Annotated in this window: 15 protein-coding genes and 1 pseudogene; 1 reads left to right on the forward strand and 15 read right to left on the reverse strand. The window is 42.1% G+C overall.

Annotated elements, in window-relative coordinates; genetic code table 11:
- Positions 1-15 precede the first annotated feature (15 nt).
- The 12 genes and pseudogenes from J7J00_RS05480 to pruA all read right to left on the reverse strand — a co-directional run bounded on the left by J7J00_RS05480 (position 16) and on the right by pruA (position 13,181).
- Complete coding sequence (locus J7J00_RS05480) at positions 16-1,239, reverse strand: Ger(x)C family spore germination protein (protein ID WP_214788473.1); 1,224 nt, start codon at positions 1,237-1,239, stop codon at positions 16-18.
- The gene (locus J7J00_RS05485; RefSeq protein ID WP_214788476.1) at positions 1,229-2,869 is read right to left on the reverse strand and encodes a spore germination protein; all 1,641 of its coding nucleotides are present in this window, start codon (positions 2,867-2,869) and stop codon (positions 1,229-1,231) included. The genes J7J00_RS05480 and J7J00_RS05485 overlap by 11 nt, the downstream gene beginning before the upstream one ends.
- A 174-nt stretch (positions 2,870-3,043) precedes the next feature.
- Positions 3,044-3,655: a DedA family protein gene (locus tag J7J00_RS05490; RefSeq protein ID WP_098373612.1), complete on the reverse strand. Its 612-nt coding sequence runs from the start codon at positions 3,653-3,655 to the stop codon at positions 3,044-3,046.
- Between the two features lie 72 nt (positions 3,656-3,727).
- Positions 3,728-4,378 carry a phosphatase PAP2 family protein gene (locus J7J00_RS05495; protein WP_214788479.1) on the reverse strand — a complete coding sequence of 217 codons (651 nt, stop codon included), beginning with the start codon at positions 4,376-4,378 and terminating at the stop codon, positions 3,728-3,730.
- Between the two features lie 301 nt (positions 4,379-4,679).
- Positions 4,680-5,918, reverse strand: coding sequence for a cytochrome P450 (locus J7J00_RS05500; RefSeq protein ID WP_214788577.1), 1,239 nt, complete (start codon positions 5,916-5,918; stop codon positions 4,680-4,682).
- A 512-nt stretch (positions 5,919-6,430) separates the two neighbouring features.
- On the reverse strand, positions 6,431-6,613 hold the full coding sequence (locus tag J7J00_RS05505; RefSeq protein ID WP_309487137.1) for a DUF4083 domain-containing protein: 183 nt from the start codon (positions 6,611-6,613) through the stop codon (positions 6,431-6,433).
- 390 nt (positions 6,614-7,003) lie between these two features.
- A complete protein-coding gene (locus tag J7J00_RS05510) occupies positions 7,004-7,684 on the reverse strand; it encodes a DUF975 family protein (RefSeq protein ID WP_214788482.1) in 681 nt (226 codons plus the stop codon).
- A 415-nt stretch (positions 7,685-8,099) separates the two neighbouring features.
- Positions 8,100-8,684: pseudogene (locus J7J00_RS05515) on the reverse strand (M20/M25/M40 family metallo-hydrolase); the annotation flags it as partial.
- A 157-nt stretch (positions 8,685-8,841) separates the two neighbouring features.
- Positions 8,842-9,096 carry a biotin/lipoyl attachment domain-containing protein gene (locus tag J7J00_RS05520; RefSeq protein WP_076364404.1) on the reverse strand — a complete coding sequence of 85 codons (255 nt, stop codon included), beginning with the start codon at positions 9,094-9,096 and terminating at the stop codon, positions 8,842-8,844.
- A 37-nt stretch (positions 9,097-9,133) separates the two neighbouring features.
- Entirely contained in the window at positions 9,134-10,399 is a 1,266-nt protein-coding gene (locus J7J00_RS05525) for a Glu/Leu/Phe/Val family dehydrogenase (protein WP_286201189.1), read from the reverse strand.
- 22 nt (positions 10,400-10,421) lie between these two features.
- Positions 10,422-11,615, reverse strand: a complete 1,194-nt coding sequence (locus J7J00_RS05530) for an ornithine--oxo-acid transaminase (RefSeq protein ID WP_214788487.1) — start codon at positions 11,613-11,615, stop codon at positions 10,422-10,424.
- Positions 11,616-11,633: 18 nt separating this feature from the next.
- The gene (gene pruA, locus J7J00_RS05535) at positions 11,634-13,181 is read right to left on the reverse strand and encodes an L-glutamate gamma-semialdehyde dehydrogenase (RefSeq protein WP_214788489.1); all 1,548 of its coding nucleotides are present in this window, start codon (positions 13,179-13,181) and stop codon (positions 11,634-11,636) included.
- Positions 13,182-13,563: 382 nt separating this feature from the next.
- On the opposite strand from pruA, the gene J7J00_RS05540 reads away from it, so the two are divergent.
- Entirely contained in the window at positions 13,564-14,976 is a 1,413-nt protein-coding gene (locus tag J7J00_RS05540; protein ID WP_214788492.1) for a sigma-54 interaction domain-containing protein, read from the forward strand.
- 73 nt (positions 14,977-15,049) lie between these two features.
- Here J7J00_RS05540 and J7J00_RS05545 read toward each other — a convergent pair whose 3' ends face one another.
- The 3 genes from J7J00_RS05545 to J7J00_RS05555 are packed head-to-tail and all read right to left on the reverse strand — an operon-like array spanning position 15,050 to position 17,023.
- Positions 15,050-15,736 (reverse strand): FMN-dependent NADH-azoreductase, encoded by a 687-nt coding sequence (locus tag J7J00_RS05545; RefSeq protein ID WP_214788495.1) that lies wholly within the window; start codon positions 15,734-15,736, stop codon positions 15,050-15,052.
- A gap of 29 nt (positions 15,737-15,765) precedes the next feature.
- Entirely contained in the window at positions 15,766-16,614 is an 849-nt protein-coding gene (locus J7J00_RS05550; protein ID WP_214788498.1) for a VOC family protein, read from the reverse strand.
- Between the two features lie 4 nt (positions 16,615-16,618).
- On the reverse strand, positions 16,619-17,023 hold the full coding sequence (locus J7J00_RS05555) for a DoxX family protein (RefSeq protein ID WP_214788500.1): 405 nt from the start codon (positions 17,021-17,023) through the stop codon (positions 16,619-16,621).
- Between the last annotated feature and the right edge of the window lie 151 nt (positions 17,024-17,174).

Consider the following 17,174-nt stretch of genomic DNA (forward strand, 5'->3'; position numbering starts at 1 on the left):
GCCACTTCCTTTCCATTATTGATCTTTCTTTTTTAAATTCGAAAGATACGGCTTATTACGTAATCCAGTACGGCGAATGAAAGTCTCTACCTGCACATCTACTTCGAGCTTAGGAAAAGAAACATCGTCCCAGTTTTTTTCGATTTTCTTCCATTCTTTAGGGTGGTTTTCGTGCATGATTTCACCAAAGCCAAAAATATCGGATTTATTTTTTTGTGCCCGAACGATCGCATCTTCCATCTTCTTCTTCAATTCTTTCGCTAACTTCTTTTCAATATCAATCAGAACATGCGTATCGGTTAGATTCACAGGAACATTCACCTCCCGGATATCTCCTTCTGCACGGACCTTTATCGATATTTTCGGTTTGCCGTTTACCAATTTTGCTCCGACGTTGGTTTTTTGGCGAATAACCGAATAGGTGATTGCGTCTTTTTTACCCTCCCAATCAATGTTTAAATGGGTATTTTCGATCCTATCCAATACCCACATTGACCCTATTGCCATATCGCCATCCAGCCAGTCAATCAATTTTCCATCTTTAAAAACACCAATTCCCGCTGCATTAGGGTTTGCCTCAATATCCGAAGACTGGGTATTCTCCATTTTATCTTCTTTACCTCTGTTTCCTTTCACGGTAAAACCACTTATTATCGGTTCTTTCCCGGTACTAAGCAGATTCTTAATCACTTCTTGGAGATTAACGCTAATATTTTTCCCCTGAATTTTTTCAGTGATTTCAATCGTCCTAATGATTTTCTCAGCAGATACCTTATCGATTGCGGTTAACGTTTCGACAATATCCCTTGCTTTCACACCCCGGGCAATCACGATCCTCGTAGTTGCCCTGAATTCCGGTGAGCGCTCAAATGCGTCGAAAATATCGTTGAGGCCCTCTTCTTTTGCTAGTTCCTCACCTATGACAATCAGGTTGGCATGGGCAAAATACATATCCCGTGAGATTTTAGTTGAAGCGATACCATCCAGTTCAAGCACATTATCTCCTGTCGCCCTATAAATGGATATCGGTGGATTTGTTCCGCCGCCGCCCTGAAGAGCTCCCGCTACATTGCTTGGATTAATGATTTGGAAAGTTCCCACCAACTTTCCTTCTTTATTTCTATCGAGTCCAACTGCCGAGACGATGGCCATTTCGTTTAACTCTGTTTTATCCCAACAGCCTGTGGTGAATGTAGTAGAGATCAACATCAAGAACAGAATTAGCTTTTTACGACTCATTGCCTTCACCTTTTTTCTCGTCAGAAGTTTTCATTCCACGCGATTCAGGAGGCAGAGGTCTTTGATTATCGCCTTCCCTTATCAGATTATTTTCGTTGGTTAAAAATTTTGGCCTTTCCTTGAATGCCCACATAGGTCTTCTGAAGAATGTGTCACCCAACCCTGCAGGATTCAGAGGGGCGAGCGGTGTCATATAAGGAACTCCAAGTGAACGCAGGCTGCATAAATGAACAATAAGGACGATAAAGGCTAAAGTCATCCCATAAAAACCTAAAGTGCCGGCACAAATGATGAATCCGAACCGCACAATGCGGGCAGAAATCGCTATGGAATAAGAAGGGGTTGCAAAACTGGCAATCGCCGTGATCGAAACGATGATGACCATTGCCGGCGATACGATACCAGCCTGGACAGCCGCCTGCCCGATGACCAATGCTCCGACAATGGACATGGTCGAACCAACAGCCTTTGGCATCCGAAGACTTGCTTCCCGTAATATTTCAAAGGTCATTTCCATGAGAAGCGCTTCAATGACGGCAGGCAAAGGAACCGTTTCTCTTTGGGCCGCTACAATGACCAGCAACTTCGTTGGGATCATTTCCTGATGAAAAGTCGTGGCTGCAACATAGACAGCTGGTCCGACTATAGAAATAATGAAAACGATGATCCGTAAAAAACGTGTGGCAGAAGCAATGTCGAAGCGATTATAGTAGTCTTCGACAGATTGAAAAAACTGTACAAATATTGCCGGGGCTACCAAGACGAAAGGTGTTCCATTAACGAATATCGCCACTCTTCCTTCGAGAAGATTTCCTGCGACCATATCCGGTCTTTCTGTATGGTTAAGGGTTGGGAATGGGGTCATGACCTGGTCTTCTATCAATTGTTCAATATATCCTGATTCAAGAATGCTATCGATGTTAATACGATTTAAGCGCTTCTTGACCTCCTCGACAATCCCTTCTTTGACAATTCCATTTATATACATGATGGAAACGTCCGTTTTTGTCACCGTGCCTATTTTCATCGACTCTATCCATAAATCCGGGGTATTGATGATCCGGCGTAACATGGCGATGTTCGTTCCAATCGATTCCGTAAACCCTTCTCTTGATCCCCGGACAGTCAAATGCGTGCTTGGCTCCTGAATCGAGCGCTTTTCTCCTCCTCTTGTACTGGCAACCAGGGCGATGTTTATTCCATCAACAAAAATGATGCTGTCCCCTGATAATAAAGACAAAAACAATTTTTCCCAATCCTTGACGGTTTCTACACCACCGAGGGAAATCACGTCTTCAGAGATTATATCCAATGCTTCTTGTGGAAGCATTTTTTCTGATAGATGAGGATTTTTCATGATTGACTCAATTAAAAAGTCCGTAACGCTTGGGTTATCAATCAGACCTTGCACATACAAGATAGTTGTTTTCAGCTCCGGATTTTGACCGATTTTCAGCGTTCGGATAATGATGTCCGGACTGTTTCCCGTCTTTTTCTTCACGATTTCCAGATTGGCAGAAATGGAACTTTCAATATAATCAGGCGTTTTGCTTTTGGATTGATTTTCATCTTCCTTTTTCTTTTCACGTTGTTGCTTCACTTGTCTCTTTTGTTTGAAAAAAGAAGCCATAGCACCGAACCTCATTCCTTTTTCGTTTCACTCATTTTGTCCAAAGCACTCCCCCTTTATTCTGAGTTCAGCCGCCTTCCTTCCATAAGAAAAAGGCTGTCGCAATGACAGCCTTTTTCTTACGGTTATGTAATGAAAGTGCCGACTCTAACGGCCCAATCAACTAAACTGAAATTATACTTTGCCTTTATTCCTTCTAAAAATCAAAACAACGAAAATAATGAATAGCAAGGCCAATATCGCATAAACGATGTTGGAATAAATGTCCATATACCCTACAATATCTTCCCACGAAGATCCAACAGCTGCCCCGATATTCACTAAGATGATGTTCCAAATTAATGTGCCGGATGTGGTGTAAAGCAGAAAGAGCCAAAAGCTCATATGGGACATGCCTGCCGGAATCGAGATCAAGCTTCTGATCAGCGGAACCAGTCTGCAGAAAAACACGGTCCATGACCCGTACTTGTCAAACCATGAATTCGCCTTGTGGACGTCCGATACCGTTAACCTAAGAATATGGCCCCATCTTTCCACGAATTTTTCAATGACCTTCACATCAAGAAGTAAACCAATTCCATAAAGGACGACTGCCCCTGCCACTGACCCTATAGTCGATGCGATCACGACGCCCATAATCGTCATATTCGCTGTTGTCGTCATGAAACCGCCAAAAGTAAGAATGACCTCAGACGGGATCGGCGGGAAAATATTTTCCAATGCTATTAATAGAAAGATTCCCATATACCCAAAATCATTCATGAATTCCGTAATCCAGTTTTCCATTTAATACGCTCCTAACTTTCTTGAATCAACAGCTGGCTTGTTACCTGCCGGCTGATTATCTTGTTCTCTTTATTAACGATTTTTGTTCTTCCGCCGGTCTTGATACCTTTGGAAAAACCAAATGGAAATCGCAATCCAACAACCACCCGCCAAATATCCAGCAATGATATCACTAGGATAATGGACCCCTAAATATATTCGACTTATACCGATCGAGAGGATCATCATCATGCTGAACAGAATCAGTAGAATCCTTGCCCACCTAGCCGTAATGTGACGCCATAGCAGAAACGTGAGAATACCGTATAAAGAGAATGCATTCATGGCATGTCCACTAGGGAAACTGTACCCCCCTATTTCGATGAGCCGATGTAAATCGGGACGGGTGCGTTGAAAGAATAGCTTAACTATCAAATTAAGAAGTGGTGAACCAACCATGACTGCAGTGAATAGGACTAGTTCCAGACGATGCTTCAAAACTCTATATAAGAAAAACAAAATGACCAAGGAGAGGATGATTATGGAACCGGTTGAACCTATGTAGGTAAAGAACTTCATGATGTCCGTCAGAAGGGGAGATTCAAATCCTTGCACCAAGGAAATCACATCTTCATCAAATTTCAGGTATTCATTTGCACTTATGGTAAATGCCATGAAACTGAACCCGATTAAAGAAAGTACACTTATTATAAAGGCAATGGTTAATTGCTGCTTTAATTTCATAATAACATCCTTTCACTTTTTAAAACCGTTTCATATGGAACTTTCTATTTTATCATATCTCCTTCATTGAATGGTGCATGTAAATGCTTGATCGCCAGCCAACCTAATTCGGGGAACATGACTGGGCACAAAATTTGCTACTTTATCATATTACTCTATTCGTTATTGTCACCTCAACTTCAGGTTACTATAAGATATTCCTGTCGAACGTTTCAGGAAGTGGCAGGTACATGTATGCCATGCGTCCCTACTAAAAAGAAAAAAACCTTGTGCAGGTCAGTGCACAAGGTTTTTTCGTTTTTTAAACTTTAGGGAACGCCCTAAGCGGTAGTGATGTCAAAGTTTGCCCGGTTGCTGAATCGGTAAGATTCTCTTCTAACTGGAATGATGGCACCGCTTCAATATGCTTGAATTTCTTCAGGAATGTAGTTAGCGCAATCTTTGCTTCCAGTCTAGCTAGCGGCGCTCCCAGGCAGAAATGAGGGCCATTTCCGAAGGTAAGGTGTTTCTTATTATTAGGGCGGTGGATATTAAGGGTGAAAGGATCTTCAAACATCTCTTCGTCCAAATTAGCTGCGCTCATCCAAACAACCACGTTATCGCCTTCTTTCAATTCCACTCCCAATAGATCGTTATCTTCCTTTACGGTGCGATCCAATTTAATAAGATTGAATCGAAAACGGAGCATTTCTTCGACCGCCTGAGGAACCAGATCCAGGTTTTCATGTAACTCTTGATAAACTTCTTTGTCATCATATAGCAAGGAATAAAAGCTATTGGCCAGTAAATGACTTGTTGTCTCGACCCCCGCTCCTAAAATCAGCATGGTCGTCCGGACAACCTCATCATCCGTAAACATTTCCCCATCCACTTCTGACTTCAATAGATCTGAGATGATATCATCTGCCGGGTTTAATCGCTTTTGCACTACAATCGGATACAAATACTGATAGTATTCTTTTGCTGCCAATTGCTTCAATTCATTTACTTCTTCTTGTTTTTCTTTATCAAACGGAAGGAATAAGATATCCACCCATTTCTTAAACAATAAACGATCTTTTGAGGGAACGCCCATTAAATCCGACATGACAATGATCGGAAGCGGACTCGCCAATGATTGCACAATATCGATTTCCGTGTCCTCATCCATTTCTCCGATCAATTCATCTGCAATTTCCTGAATGCGAGGTTCCCAGTTTTGAAGACTTCTAGGTGTGAATGCTGCGGCAAGCAGTGAACGGCGTTTTCTATGCTCAGGTGGATCAGCTTCAGTGATTTGGATCTTTTCAGGCACAGAACCTTCACCACTATCCGTTCCAACCGATATGGTAGTCCGTTTCCGAACACTTGAAAAATGTTTATAATCACTGAGAACCCGCTTCACATCTTCATATTTAAAAACATTCCACGTATCCGTTCCTTCGTGATAACTTACGGGGTCATTTTCCAGCATCCGTTTGCACCAAGCGTACGGACTAAATTCCTCCGTTCGTGTTTTAAACCTAGTAATTTCTTTTACTGCAATAACTTCTTTCATGATACCGACTCCTCCCACTTCTCAAAAGTTACCTAACAAAAGGATCGAATGTTCAGCATTCTCCATCTCCGTCAATTTGTTATAGGGTCGAGCATTCCTGATAGACTTTTCCGTCGAATCCTTAAATACACATCTATTCCATTATAGGGTAAAACGCCGCAACAAGCCATGCATCTTCCATACCAGCAGCCGCACATGAAATTTGCACCACAATCCCAACACCCCTATGTAAAACTGCTTATTTTTTACAATTCACTTTCTTTTTCCATTTTTTTAGTCTCTCAATTGATGCTCAAAATCAAATCCTCTTTTTCAAATTCGGAGACAGTGCTTTCACTAAGTTATTTCAATATAGATTATTTTTATAATTGCCGGAGTTTGAAATGCCCCCACTGCATAGAAAACGGCTGCACATGCAGCCGTCCAGTTTGTTAAACCCTTACTGGATTGTATAAAAAAACTGCAGGCAAACTCGCTATTCTTCGAGTTTGCCTGCAGTCTGAACGATGCCGCCGTCAATTTTCGCCCCTTTTAATCAGTTCATGTAAATCATCCATTTTCTTTTCCATGATATCCAGTCTGGTTTTACGTTGCTTCATGGAACGGAAAAGAGATACGGTCCCAACGATGATCAGGATTAGAAATACAAGGCAAAACAATTGGTATATCATATCCGCAATATTAAAACCACTACTCACTATGTAATCCCCCTAAATGGCATTCTCAATATTCTATTATACACCAGGAAAAATGAACAATTTAACCTTTTTAAGGAGAATCGGGAATAAAAAACCGATAGCCATTTGCTATCGGTTGCAGACTTTAGACAAAATCGATGAAAATCGTTTGTTTCAGTTTTTATGAGGGTTTATAAAACCTCGAACGTCGATTTCCACTCCAGGCACCCGCTTTCCGCGGGCGGTCCGGGAGCCTCCTCGGCGCCTTGCGCCTGCGGGGTCTCCCCTCGACGCGCTTTTCCCGCAGGAGTCTCGCACCTTCCGTTCCAATCAACTTTGTTTTGAAATTTAAGGTAAAACCCCTTTTGTCTACAAATTCAAACCGATAGCCATTTGCTATCGGTTGATCTTTTATCCCTCTATTTGTTGATCGTCGTCAATATCTTCTTGAGGCACAATTAATTCGTTATAGAATGCAGCCGTTGTTGTTCCTGCATAAGGAATCAACCATAGTAAACCAATTCCCAGCGTGAACATGCATAGGATGCCCCACCCGATGAAGCTTAGGTGCATAAGGAAATACTTCCATTTCAAGCCCTTCATTCTTTTTCTGCTCTCTGTAATGGCTTCAAGCACCGTGTATTCAGGATGATCCTTCAATAAGAAAAACTGCTGCGAATAAGCGATGGCCTTGATGATACCCGGAATGATTAATAATAATGACCATAAAAAAATGAAAATTGCTTGTAAGATGGATGCCCCAATAAGCTTGAAAGAGGTTTTTCCATCTTTATAGATAGCAAATACTTCTGGAATATCAGGGTTTCCTTCCCTAACCAAATTCAGGTAGAACCAAGTGGTTGAAATGGTAAGCGGGATTAGGGCAATGGAAAAGACCATGCTGAAGATATCAGTCCACAATGGTGTTTCTTCCTGCATGAGCCATTGTGAAAACCCACCGCTTCCGATCACTTCGACAATTAAAGGTAAAATGAGGTTGATCAAGAACAAGAGCAACATAAGCGAAACAGTTACTCCCCATTTACCTCCCAACGACTGAAGGGCTTTCCTCTTTAATTCTGAGATTCTCATACTCTGATTTAACTCCCCTTTTTTAAACGGCGGAGTTCTGAATGCTCCTTTATTGTAAATATGGATAGATTCAGAAAAACCGCTATTTATTTGATTGTCTAAATCTCATAATATTTCTAGTCGTGGGCTTAAATTCCTAGAAAGCTCACACGGATAGAGTCAAGCGGTTGAACCAGTTTCGAGCAACCATGATCAACTCCTTTTTTGCCCTTGGTCTACTGGCTTGTTTGTTCCATAACAGTTTATGAAGGGGAATATGGCAATATGCCCTTCCAAATTAAAATACCTCCGCGAAACCATACCCTGTTAGGAGGGTGTACGGTCAGCGAAGGCGCTTGTATTTATCGTTAAAAGTACTTTCGTTAATCTAGTTCTATTTTCCTTCTCCCAGATAGACCGGGCCACTCATTTAATACTATCCTAAAATTTTCCGAACAGCATGGATAAAAATGTTAACACCGTACTCCATGGCATCTTCGTCAAAGGTAAAACGCGGATGATGGTGAGGATAGGTGATTCCCTTTTCCTTATTCCCAGCTCCTACCAAGAAATAATTGCTAGGTGCTTTCTGTTGGAAAGCCGAAAAGTCCTCAGCCCCCATCGTCGGTTTTTGATGGTCGACAGCATGTTCTCCATAAACTTCACGGACAGTTTCTTCAATGAGCTTGGTGGCTTCATTGTCATTTATGACTGGCCGATATCCAGTTAGATAGTTAAATTCATAAGAGGCACCATGTGCTTCCGTAATGCCTTTGATTACCCTTTCCATAAGAATTGGCATGGATTCCCGGAATTTCAAATCAAAACTTCGAACGGTCCCGCTAATCTCTACGGAGTTTGCAATGACATTGGCCGCTTCCCCTCCAACGAACTTTCCAATCGAGAGAACCAAGTTGTCCAGCGGATCTGTATTGCGGGACACAATATATTGAAGATTCGTAACGACCTGGGCACCGATCGCGATGCTGTCAATCGTTTCATGAGGTGCAGAACCATTAATGCATTGTCCAATCATTCTGATATTTTACCATGAAACAGGGCGTTTTTTCTTTTCAAACTTTTCCTGGCTTTATCATCACTATTTAATGATCACAACAAAAAAAGAGCATCCCAAAGCAGAAATCGCTTCCGCCTTTGGAACACCCTCTTTCCTATAATCAATCCGAGCCAGTTATAACAAAATCGTCTTGGAGCAAAGCTAAAGGAAGCTTTCTATTAATAGGATCCCCTGCCGAAACATTAATTTCAGTAATGTGACCACTGGCACCTATTGAAACATCAATCAATTTCCCATCTTCCGTTTTCACTAAAAAGAGCCTCTCCCATTCATAAACATAGGAATTCTTTTGAACGTAAACTTGTTCGACGGTCCCATCCTGAGCACACTCGATGGTATGAATCGGTTTTAACACGGAATCACTCCTCCACTCTCCATTATTTGACTAAAGCTTATACCCAGCCACGGAATATTGAGGCTTCTGCCATTTTTCTGACACCCACCATATACGCTGCCAACCTCATATCCACTTTTCTTGTCCCGGACATTTCATATACTTGATTAAATGAATTGACCAATAACTCTTTTAATTTGGTTTGGACTTCAGCATCTTCCCAATAATAACCTTGATTATTTTGAACCCATTCAAAGTAAGAAACTGTCACACCGCCTGAACTTGCCAATACATCAGGTACGAGAAGCACATTGCGTTCCGTCAAGATCTTGGTTGCTTCCAATGTGGTAGGTCCATTCGCTGCCTCCACGACAATTTGGGCTTTGATAAGATGTGCATTTTCTCTGGTGATTTGATTGGAAATGGCAGCAGGCACTAAAATATCACAATCTTGTTCCAGAAGTTCCTGATTGGTGATTGTATTATCGAATAGTGTCGTTACCGTTCCAAAGCTATCCCTTTTATCAAGTAAATAATCGATATCCAGACCATCCTGGTTATAAATGGCACCATATGCGTCCGATATGCCAATCACTTTCGCACCTGCATCATGCATGAATTTGGCCAAAAAGCTTCCTGCGTTCCCAAACCCTTGGACGATGATGCGTGCACCTTTCAATTCTATGCCCTTACGCTTTGCCGCTTCCTCGATACAGATGGTGACACCTTGTGCAGTCGCCTTTTCCCTACCGTGTGAACCGCCCAGTACAAGTGGCTTACCTGTAATGAAACCAGGAGAATCGTGTTCTCTTATTCTACTGTACTCGTCCATCATCCATGCCATGATTTGTGAATTCGTATAAACATCCGGGGCCGGAATATCTTTTGTCGGCCCCACTATTTGGCTGATTGCCCGAACGTATCCACGGCTAAGCCTTTCCAATTCACCAATGGACATTTGACGCGGATCACAGATAATGCCGCCTTTTCCTCCGCCATATGGCAGATTCACGATTCCGCATTTCAAACTCATCCACATTGAAAGTGCCTTGACTTCTTCCTCATCGACTTCGGGATGAAATCGGATTCCGCCTTTCGTCGGACCGACAGCATCGTTGTGCTGGGCACGGTATCCAGTGAAAATCTTCGTCGTATTGTCATCCATCTTAATCGGAATCCGGACGGTCAGCATCCGAAGAGGTTCCTTCAAAAGCTCGAACACTTCTTCAGAATAGCCAAGCTTATCAAGCGCCTCCTTGATTACGACCTGTGTTGAATCAAGCAAGCTGGCAGTTTCTTTTTCTTCTTTGACAGTTGTACTCAATGGAATTCACCTCATAGGTATATTAGGATAAAACTCTTTTAATGCGTTCGATTGCCCAATCCAAGTCTTCTTTAGTAATCACTAATGGCGGAGCAAAACGGATAACTGTATCATGTGTTTCTTTACATAGCAGTTTTTCTTCTTTAAGCTGCTCACAATAAGGTCTTGCTGCTTCTGTTAATTCGACTCCGATGAATAAGCCTCTGCCGCGGATATCTTTAATCATTGGATTCTTGATTTCTTTTAAACTATCCATAAAGTATTGTCCAAGCTCCAATGAACGTTCCGCAAGCTTCTCTTCTTCAAGAACTTCCAATGAAGCGATGGAAACCGCACATGCCAATGGATTGCCGCCGAATGTAGAACCATGGGAACCAGGATTGAATACGCCAAGGATTTCACGGTTTGCAGCTACGCAAGAGATTGGGAAAACCCCGCCGCCCAGCGCCTTACCTAAAATGTACATATCCGGAATTACTCCATCCCAGTCAGAGGCGAACATTTTTCCAGAACGTCCAAGTCCTGACTGAATTTCATCAGAAACGAATAGGACATTATTTTCTTTACATAAGTCGTAAGCTTCTTTTAAGAATCCTTGTGGCGGGATGATGATTCCCGCTTCACCTTGAATCGGTTCGATTAAAAATCCAGCCGTTTGCGGTGTAATCGCTTCTTTCAATGCATCAAGATCGCCGTAAGGGATAAGCTTGATCCCTGGCAGCATCGGTCCAAAGCCCCTTCTATATTCCTCATCGGATGACAGGGACACCGCTGCCATTGTACGGCCATGGAAGTTCCCGATACAAGCAATGATTTCAGCTTGGTTTTCTGCGATTCCCTTAACATCATAACCCCAGCGTCTAACAGCCTTGATTGCTGTTTCAACAGCTTCAGCACCCGTATTCATAGGCAGTGCCATGTCTTTTTGCGTAATGCGAGAAACCATTTCATACCATGGGCCCAATTTATCACTATGGAATGCACGGGACGTTAATGTTACGCGATCAGCTTGTTTTTTTAATTCGTCGATGATTTTCGGATGCCTGTGGCCTTGGTTCACTGCTGAATAGGCACTAAGCATATCCATATATTTGTTGCCTTCAGGATCTTCCACCCAAACTCCTTCAGCCTTCGAAATGACGATTGGAAGTGGATTATAATTGTTTGCACCATATTGTTCTGTTTGCTCGATTAATTTATCCGTTAATGTTGTCATGTTGATTCCCCCTAGAATTTATAGCGTTTCAGATGTTGTTTTTCCTTGAAGATGAAGAACTAAATAATCAGGACCGCCCGCTTTTGAATCTGTACCTGACATATTGAATCCGCCAAATGGCTGGTATCCTACAATGGCACCAGTACAGCCGCGATTGAAATACAAGTTACCTACGTGGAAATCCTCACGCGCTTGTTCAATATGTTCAATATTGTTCGAGATGACCGCACCCGTTAATCCATAATCCGTGTTATTGGCAATCTCGATTGCATGATTGAAATCTTTTGCCTTACAGAATGCAACCACTGGTCCGAAAATCTCTTCTTTCATGACACGTGCGTTTTCATCCACATCGGCAATGATAGTTGGCTGGATGAAGAAACCTTTTGAATTGTCTCCTTCTCCCCCTGCAACAAGTTTCCCTTCTTGTTTACCGATTTCAACGTAGCTCATGACCTTGTCGTAAGCTGCTTGATCGATAACCGGACCCATGAAGTTGTTTACATCCGTTGGTTCCCCGACAGTTTTCTCTTTCGTTAATTCAATGACACGATTCAAGACTTGGTCATATACATCTTCGACTACGACGGTACGTGAACAAGCAGAACATTTTTGACCGGAGAATCCGAATGCAGAAGCGACGATTGATTGTGCCGCCAATTCCAGATCAGCCTCTTTATCAACAACGATCGTGTCTTTACCGCCCATTTCAGCGATGACACGTTTTAACCAGATTTGGCCTTCATGAACTTTTGCAGCACGCTCATAAATGCGGATTCCAACATCACGAGATCCTGTAAAGCTGATGAAACGTGTACGAGGATGATCTACCAAATAATCGCCCACTTCGGCACCGCTTCCTGGAATGAAGTTCACGACTCCTGCAGGCAAGCCCGCTTCTTCCAACACTTCGATGAATTTAGCTGCTATGACCGGTGTTGTACTGGCCGGTTTCAATAAGACTGTATTTCCTGAAACAAGAGCAGCCGTCGTCATGCCTGCCATGATCGCAAACGGGAAGTTCCAAGGTGAGATGATGACACCGACACCAAGTGGAATATAATTGAAAGCATTGTGTTCAATCGGACGGCTTTCCACTGGCATGCCGTCTTTAAGCTTCAGCATTTGACGTGCATAGTATTCCATGAAGTCGATCGCTTCCGCTGTATCTGCATCCGCCTCATTCCAAGGCTTCCCTGCTTCTTTAACCAATAGTGCCGAGAAATAGTGTTTTCTTCTCCGAACGGTGGCTGCAGCCCTGAATAAAATATTTGCACGCACTTCCGCGTTCGTTTTTCTCCAAGTTTGGAATGTCTTATCTGCCGCTTGCATCGCTTGCTCAGCAAGATCCTTATTCGCTTTGGATACGGTTCCAATAACTTCTTCTTTATTTGCTGGGTTTACAGAGGTAATGACTTCATCAGTAAACACTTTTTCACCATTAATGATCAGCGGGTATTTCTTCCCTAAATCATTAGCTACATCATTCAATGCCGCTTGAAAAGCTTTATTGTTTTCTTCGATTTTAAAATTAGTAAATGGTTCGTGTTTATATGTTTGGACCATTATGTCTCATCTCCCTAAAGTTTATGTTTTTACTTCTCCCTTATTAATCAAGCAAGTTCCGTGCCAACTTTTCATTTTTTTGAAAAAATAATGTTTTTTCTTTAAAAATGCAATAAAATTCAGCACTTTTGGGGCAAAATTGACATAGTATGCCATTATTTTTTGCTCTAATCCCTATTTTTGTCGCTTAAACCTTACACTTTTTATTAATGCAAAATTCATGCCAACTAGAAAAACCATAAAAAACAGCGTTTTTGCACTTTTTCCGCAAAAAAATTTTGCACTTCAATGCAAAATAATCTTGCTGTGCAAATTTTATTTGCGCCTTTGCTTCAATTCCTCTACAATAGCTCTTAGAAAAGAAGAAAAACGGGAGGCATTCATGCATTTAGATCAAATCATTAAAATAGAAGGTTTCCAAACCATCCTCCATTCACTAGTGGACGTAATCGATATCGGGTTACATATAATCGATATAAAAGGGCGGACCATTATATATAACAAGAAAATGGCTGAAATAGAAGGCATGGATTCAGAAGAGGTATTAGGGAAAAAGATTCACGAGATCTTTATATTCAAGGAAGAAACAGAGAGCACATTAATACGGGCGCTTCATTCAGGAAGGAAAACCGAAAACTCGAAGCAGACCTACTTCAATAATCTCGGACAGGAAATTACAACAATCAATAATACGTTTCCGATTTTGGATCAGAACCAAAATATCATTGGAGCCATTGAAGTGGCAAAGGATATAACGAATCTTGAAAGAATCATTAAAGATAATATCTTGAATAAAGGCGATACGAAATATACATTTGACAGCATCATCGGAACGAGCGAGAATTTCTTGGAAGTCATTGAAAAAAGCAAGCGTTCGACCAGGACGACATCCTCCATCCTCATCGTCGGGGAGACGGGAACGGGAAAAGAGCTCTTTGCCCAAAGCATCCATAATGGCAGCAGCCGTTCAACACATCCTTTCATCAGCCAAAACTGTGCTGCCCTGCCAGATAGTCTTATTGAAGGAATTCTTTTTGGTACGAAGAAAGGGGCCTTCACCGGTTCGATTGAAAGGCCAGGTTTATTCGAACAGGCTCAAGGCGGGACCATCCTTCTTGATGAAATCAATTCCTTAAATCCGAATATGCAGGCGAAATTATTAAGGGCCCTTCAAGAAAGGACGATTCGCCGTGTTGGGGATACAAAAGATAAAAAAATTGACGTACGGGTCATAGCAACGATAAATGAAGATCCGATAGATGCCATTTCAAATGATCATTTACGAAAGGATTTATATTATCGATTAAGCGTCGTTTCGTTATTCATCCCGCCTCTTCGTGAACGGAAAGAGGATATTCCCTTGCTGGCGCAATCCTTCATCGAGAAATTCAATGCGCTGTTCGAATTGAATATTGAAGGGATCAGCGAAGAGGTTTACTCGCTTTTTTATGATTACGACTGGCCCGGGAACGTAAGGGAACTTGAACATATCATTGAGGGGGCCATGAATTTAATGGAACCTGACGATACAAAGATTGCCATCACCCACCTTCCGACTTTATTTAGGAAGAAAGCCCATTTGGAAGACATTCATCCCGAAAGAAAAGAGAATCATGTAAATGGAGATTTACAGGAGTCGACCTTATCTCTTGATGATTATATCGCCAATACTGAAAAGCAATATTTGGAGAAGATCTTAAAAGAACATGGCATGAATATCTCCCAAGCTGCCAAGGCCTTGAATATCAGCCGCCAAAGCCTTCAATACCGCTTGAAAAAGTATCAGGTCAAATAACATCATTTCCGCACGAAGAAGGCCCCCATTAATATGGAGGGCCTTCTTTGCCTGCTATTCATTCCATTCGCAATCAGAATGTTTCAGCCGATTTCACAACTTTTTCCAAACCATCCGCGATGATTTTTTGTGTCCGATCCGGATACTGATTATGTCCTTCAATGACCACGACCTCCGGATTGTTGATTCCCCATAGGCCAATGATATTTTTCACTAAATTCACGGCCATTTCAGCAGAAGCCATTCCTTCTAATGCATAATCAGAACCGCGGGCATTCAATAGCATGACTTTTTTATCTCCAGCATACCCGACAGGACCTTCCGCCGTATAATTGAACATTTTACCGGCTTGTGCCAAATAGGAAAGATATGTGATTAGCGGTGCAGGAACCGTTGAGTTCCATAGAGGGAAAGCGAATACCACTTTATCCATGGACAGGAATTGATTTAAATATTGGTCAACCAGTTCGGCCGCCTTTTCCTCTTCGGCTGTCAGTTCAAGGCCTTGGTTGCGTTTATACAACCCGGTAATCGCCGTATTTCCATAGTAAGGAAGTTCTTCTTTAAATAAATCCAGTTCGGTCACTTCATCTGTACGGTGTGTCTCTTTATATGCATTTAAGAATGTGTCATACATTTTCGAGCTGATTGCCTGATCTGCTGGCCGATCATTCACTTTAACGAATAATACTTTTGTCATTTTTTCATTCTCCCCTGCCGCGGTTTCTTTATTTCCAAATAATCTACTTAAAAATCCCATTATCCTCACCCTTGCTTTCTGCTTTAAATTCAGACGACTAAATGAATCTCATTGCCAGATGGATCTGTTACAGCGAAAAACCCTTCTTTTTCCGTTACGACAGCCCCGATTCCTTTCAGTTGCTCCATTACTTTGTTTCTCGCATCTTGATCTGCAAAAACAAGAGTATACCAGTTCAGCCCCACACTATTTTCCTTTGGAGCTGGGGCGCCAACGCCATTCCAAGTGTTCAACCCGATGTGATGATGATATCCGCCGGTTGAAGTAAAGAGCGCTCCTCCATATCGATTCACAACGGTAAACCCAAGACCCTGCATGTAAAACTCCTCCGTTTTACGTAAATCCGCTACATGCAGATGTATATGCCCCATTAAAGTACCTATAGGGAGTTTGCTCCACTCACCATTGCTTTCTTTCAGAAGGTCATTCCCATCTAACGGATCCGTACCCATTGCGACTTCCCCATCGGCCCATCTCCAATCAGTGGATGGCCGGTCAGAGTATACTTCAATGCCATTGCCATCCGGATCGGTAATGTACAGTGCTTCACTCACTTCATGATCCCCCGCTCCAAATGGATATTTCGTTTGAAGTAAATGGCGCAAAAAAATCGATAAATCGGCACGGCTTGGCAGTAAAAGGGCAAAGTGATATAAGCCCGTCGTCCGCCCTTCTTTCGGAATCACATCCGCAGGCTGCTCAAGTGTCAGCAACGGGGTCTTTCCGTCTGTCGTTAAAACGGCTTGCCGGTCGGTTTTCTTCAATACTTGAAGACCGATGATTTCTTGATAAAACAGAATGGCCTTATTCAAATCCAAAACATTTATACTGACTTCGCCAACAAAAGTAATTGGTTTTTGATGAAAATTTTTATCCATATTGTCACTTCCCTTTTTTATTGATAATCAAATGATCCAAAGAAAGAACCGTGCGGTTTGCACACGCTAGATAAACAGACATGGCCAGCAGTGCCAAGTCCAGTTCGTAGCCCGCCGCTTGCCCGTTCCCAAGAAAACCGGCAGGTAATTTTGCCGTGAAGATCGCCCCCGCCAAAATGACCGCAAATAGGACGGAAACGATTCGTGTTCCCAACCCCAGTATAACCGCAAGTCCTCCGATCAATTCGATTACTGCAACGATGTACGCCATGAAGCCAGGAATGCCAAGGCTATCGAAAAATCCCGCCGTATTCCCTATTCCTCCTTGAAACTTTGAAACACCGTGAATGAAAAAAGTAAGACCTAAAATCACCCTTAAAAAAACTTGACCCGCTTCATTTTTATTCATGTATGAATTCTTCTTTTGTTAGTTACTTTATGTAAGTTATTATATTTTAATAAGTTTGTAATGTCAAGTAAGTTTATAGGAATATCTTTTTTTCCCTAAATAAAAACGAATTGCCGAAGCAACTCGTTCATTGCGATTAAAAATCAAATAA

The sequence above is a fragment of the Bacillus sp. ISL-4 genome (genome assembly GCF_018613275.1).
Classification (GTDB): Bacteria; Bacillota; Bacilli; order Bacillales; family DSM-1321; genus Peribacillus; species Peribacillus simplex_E.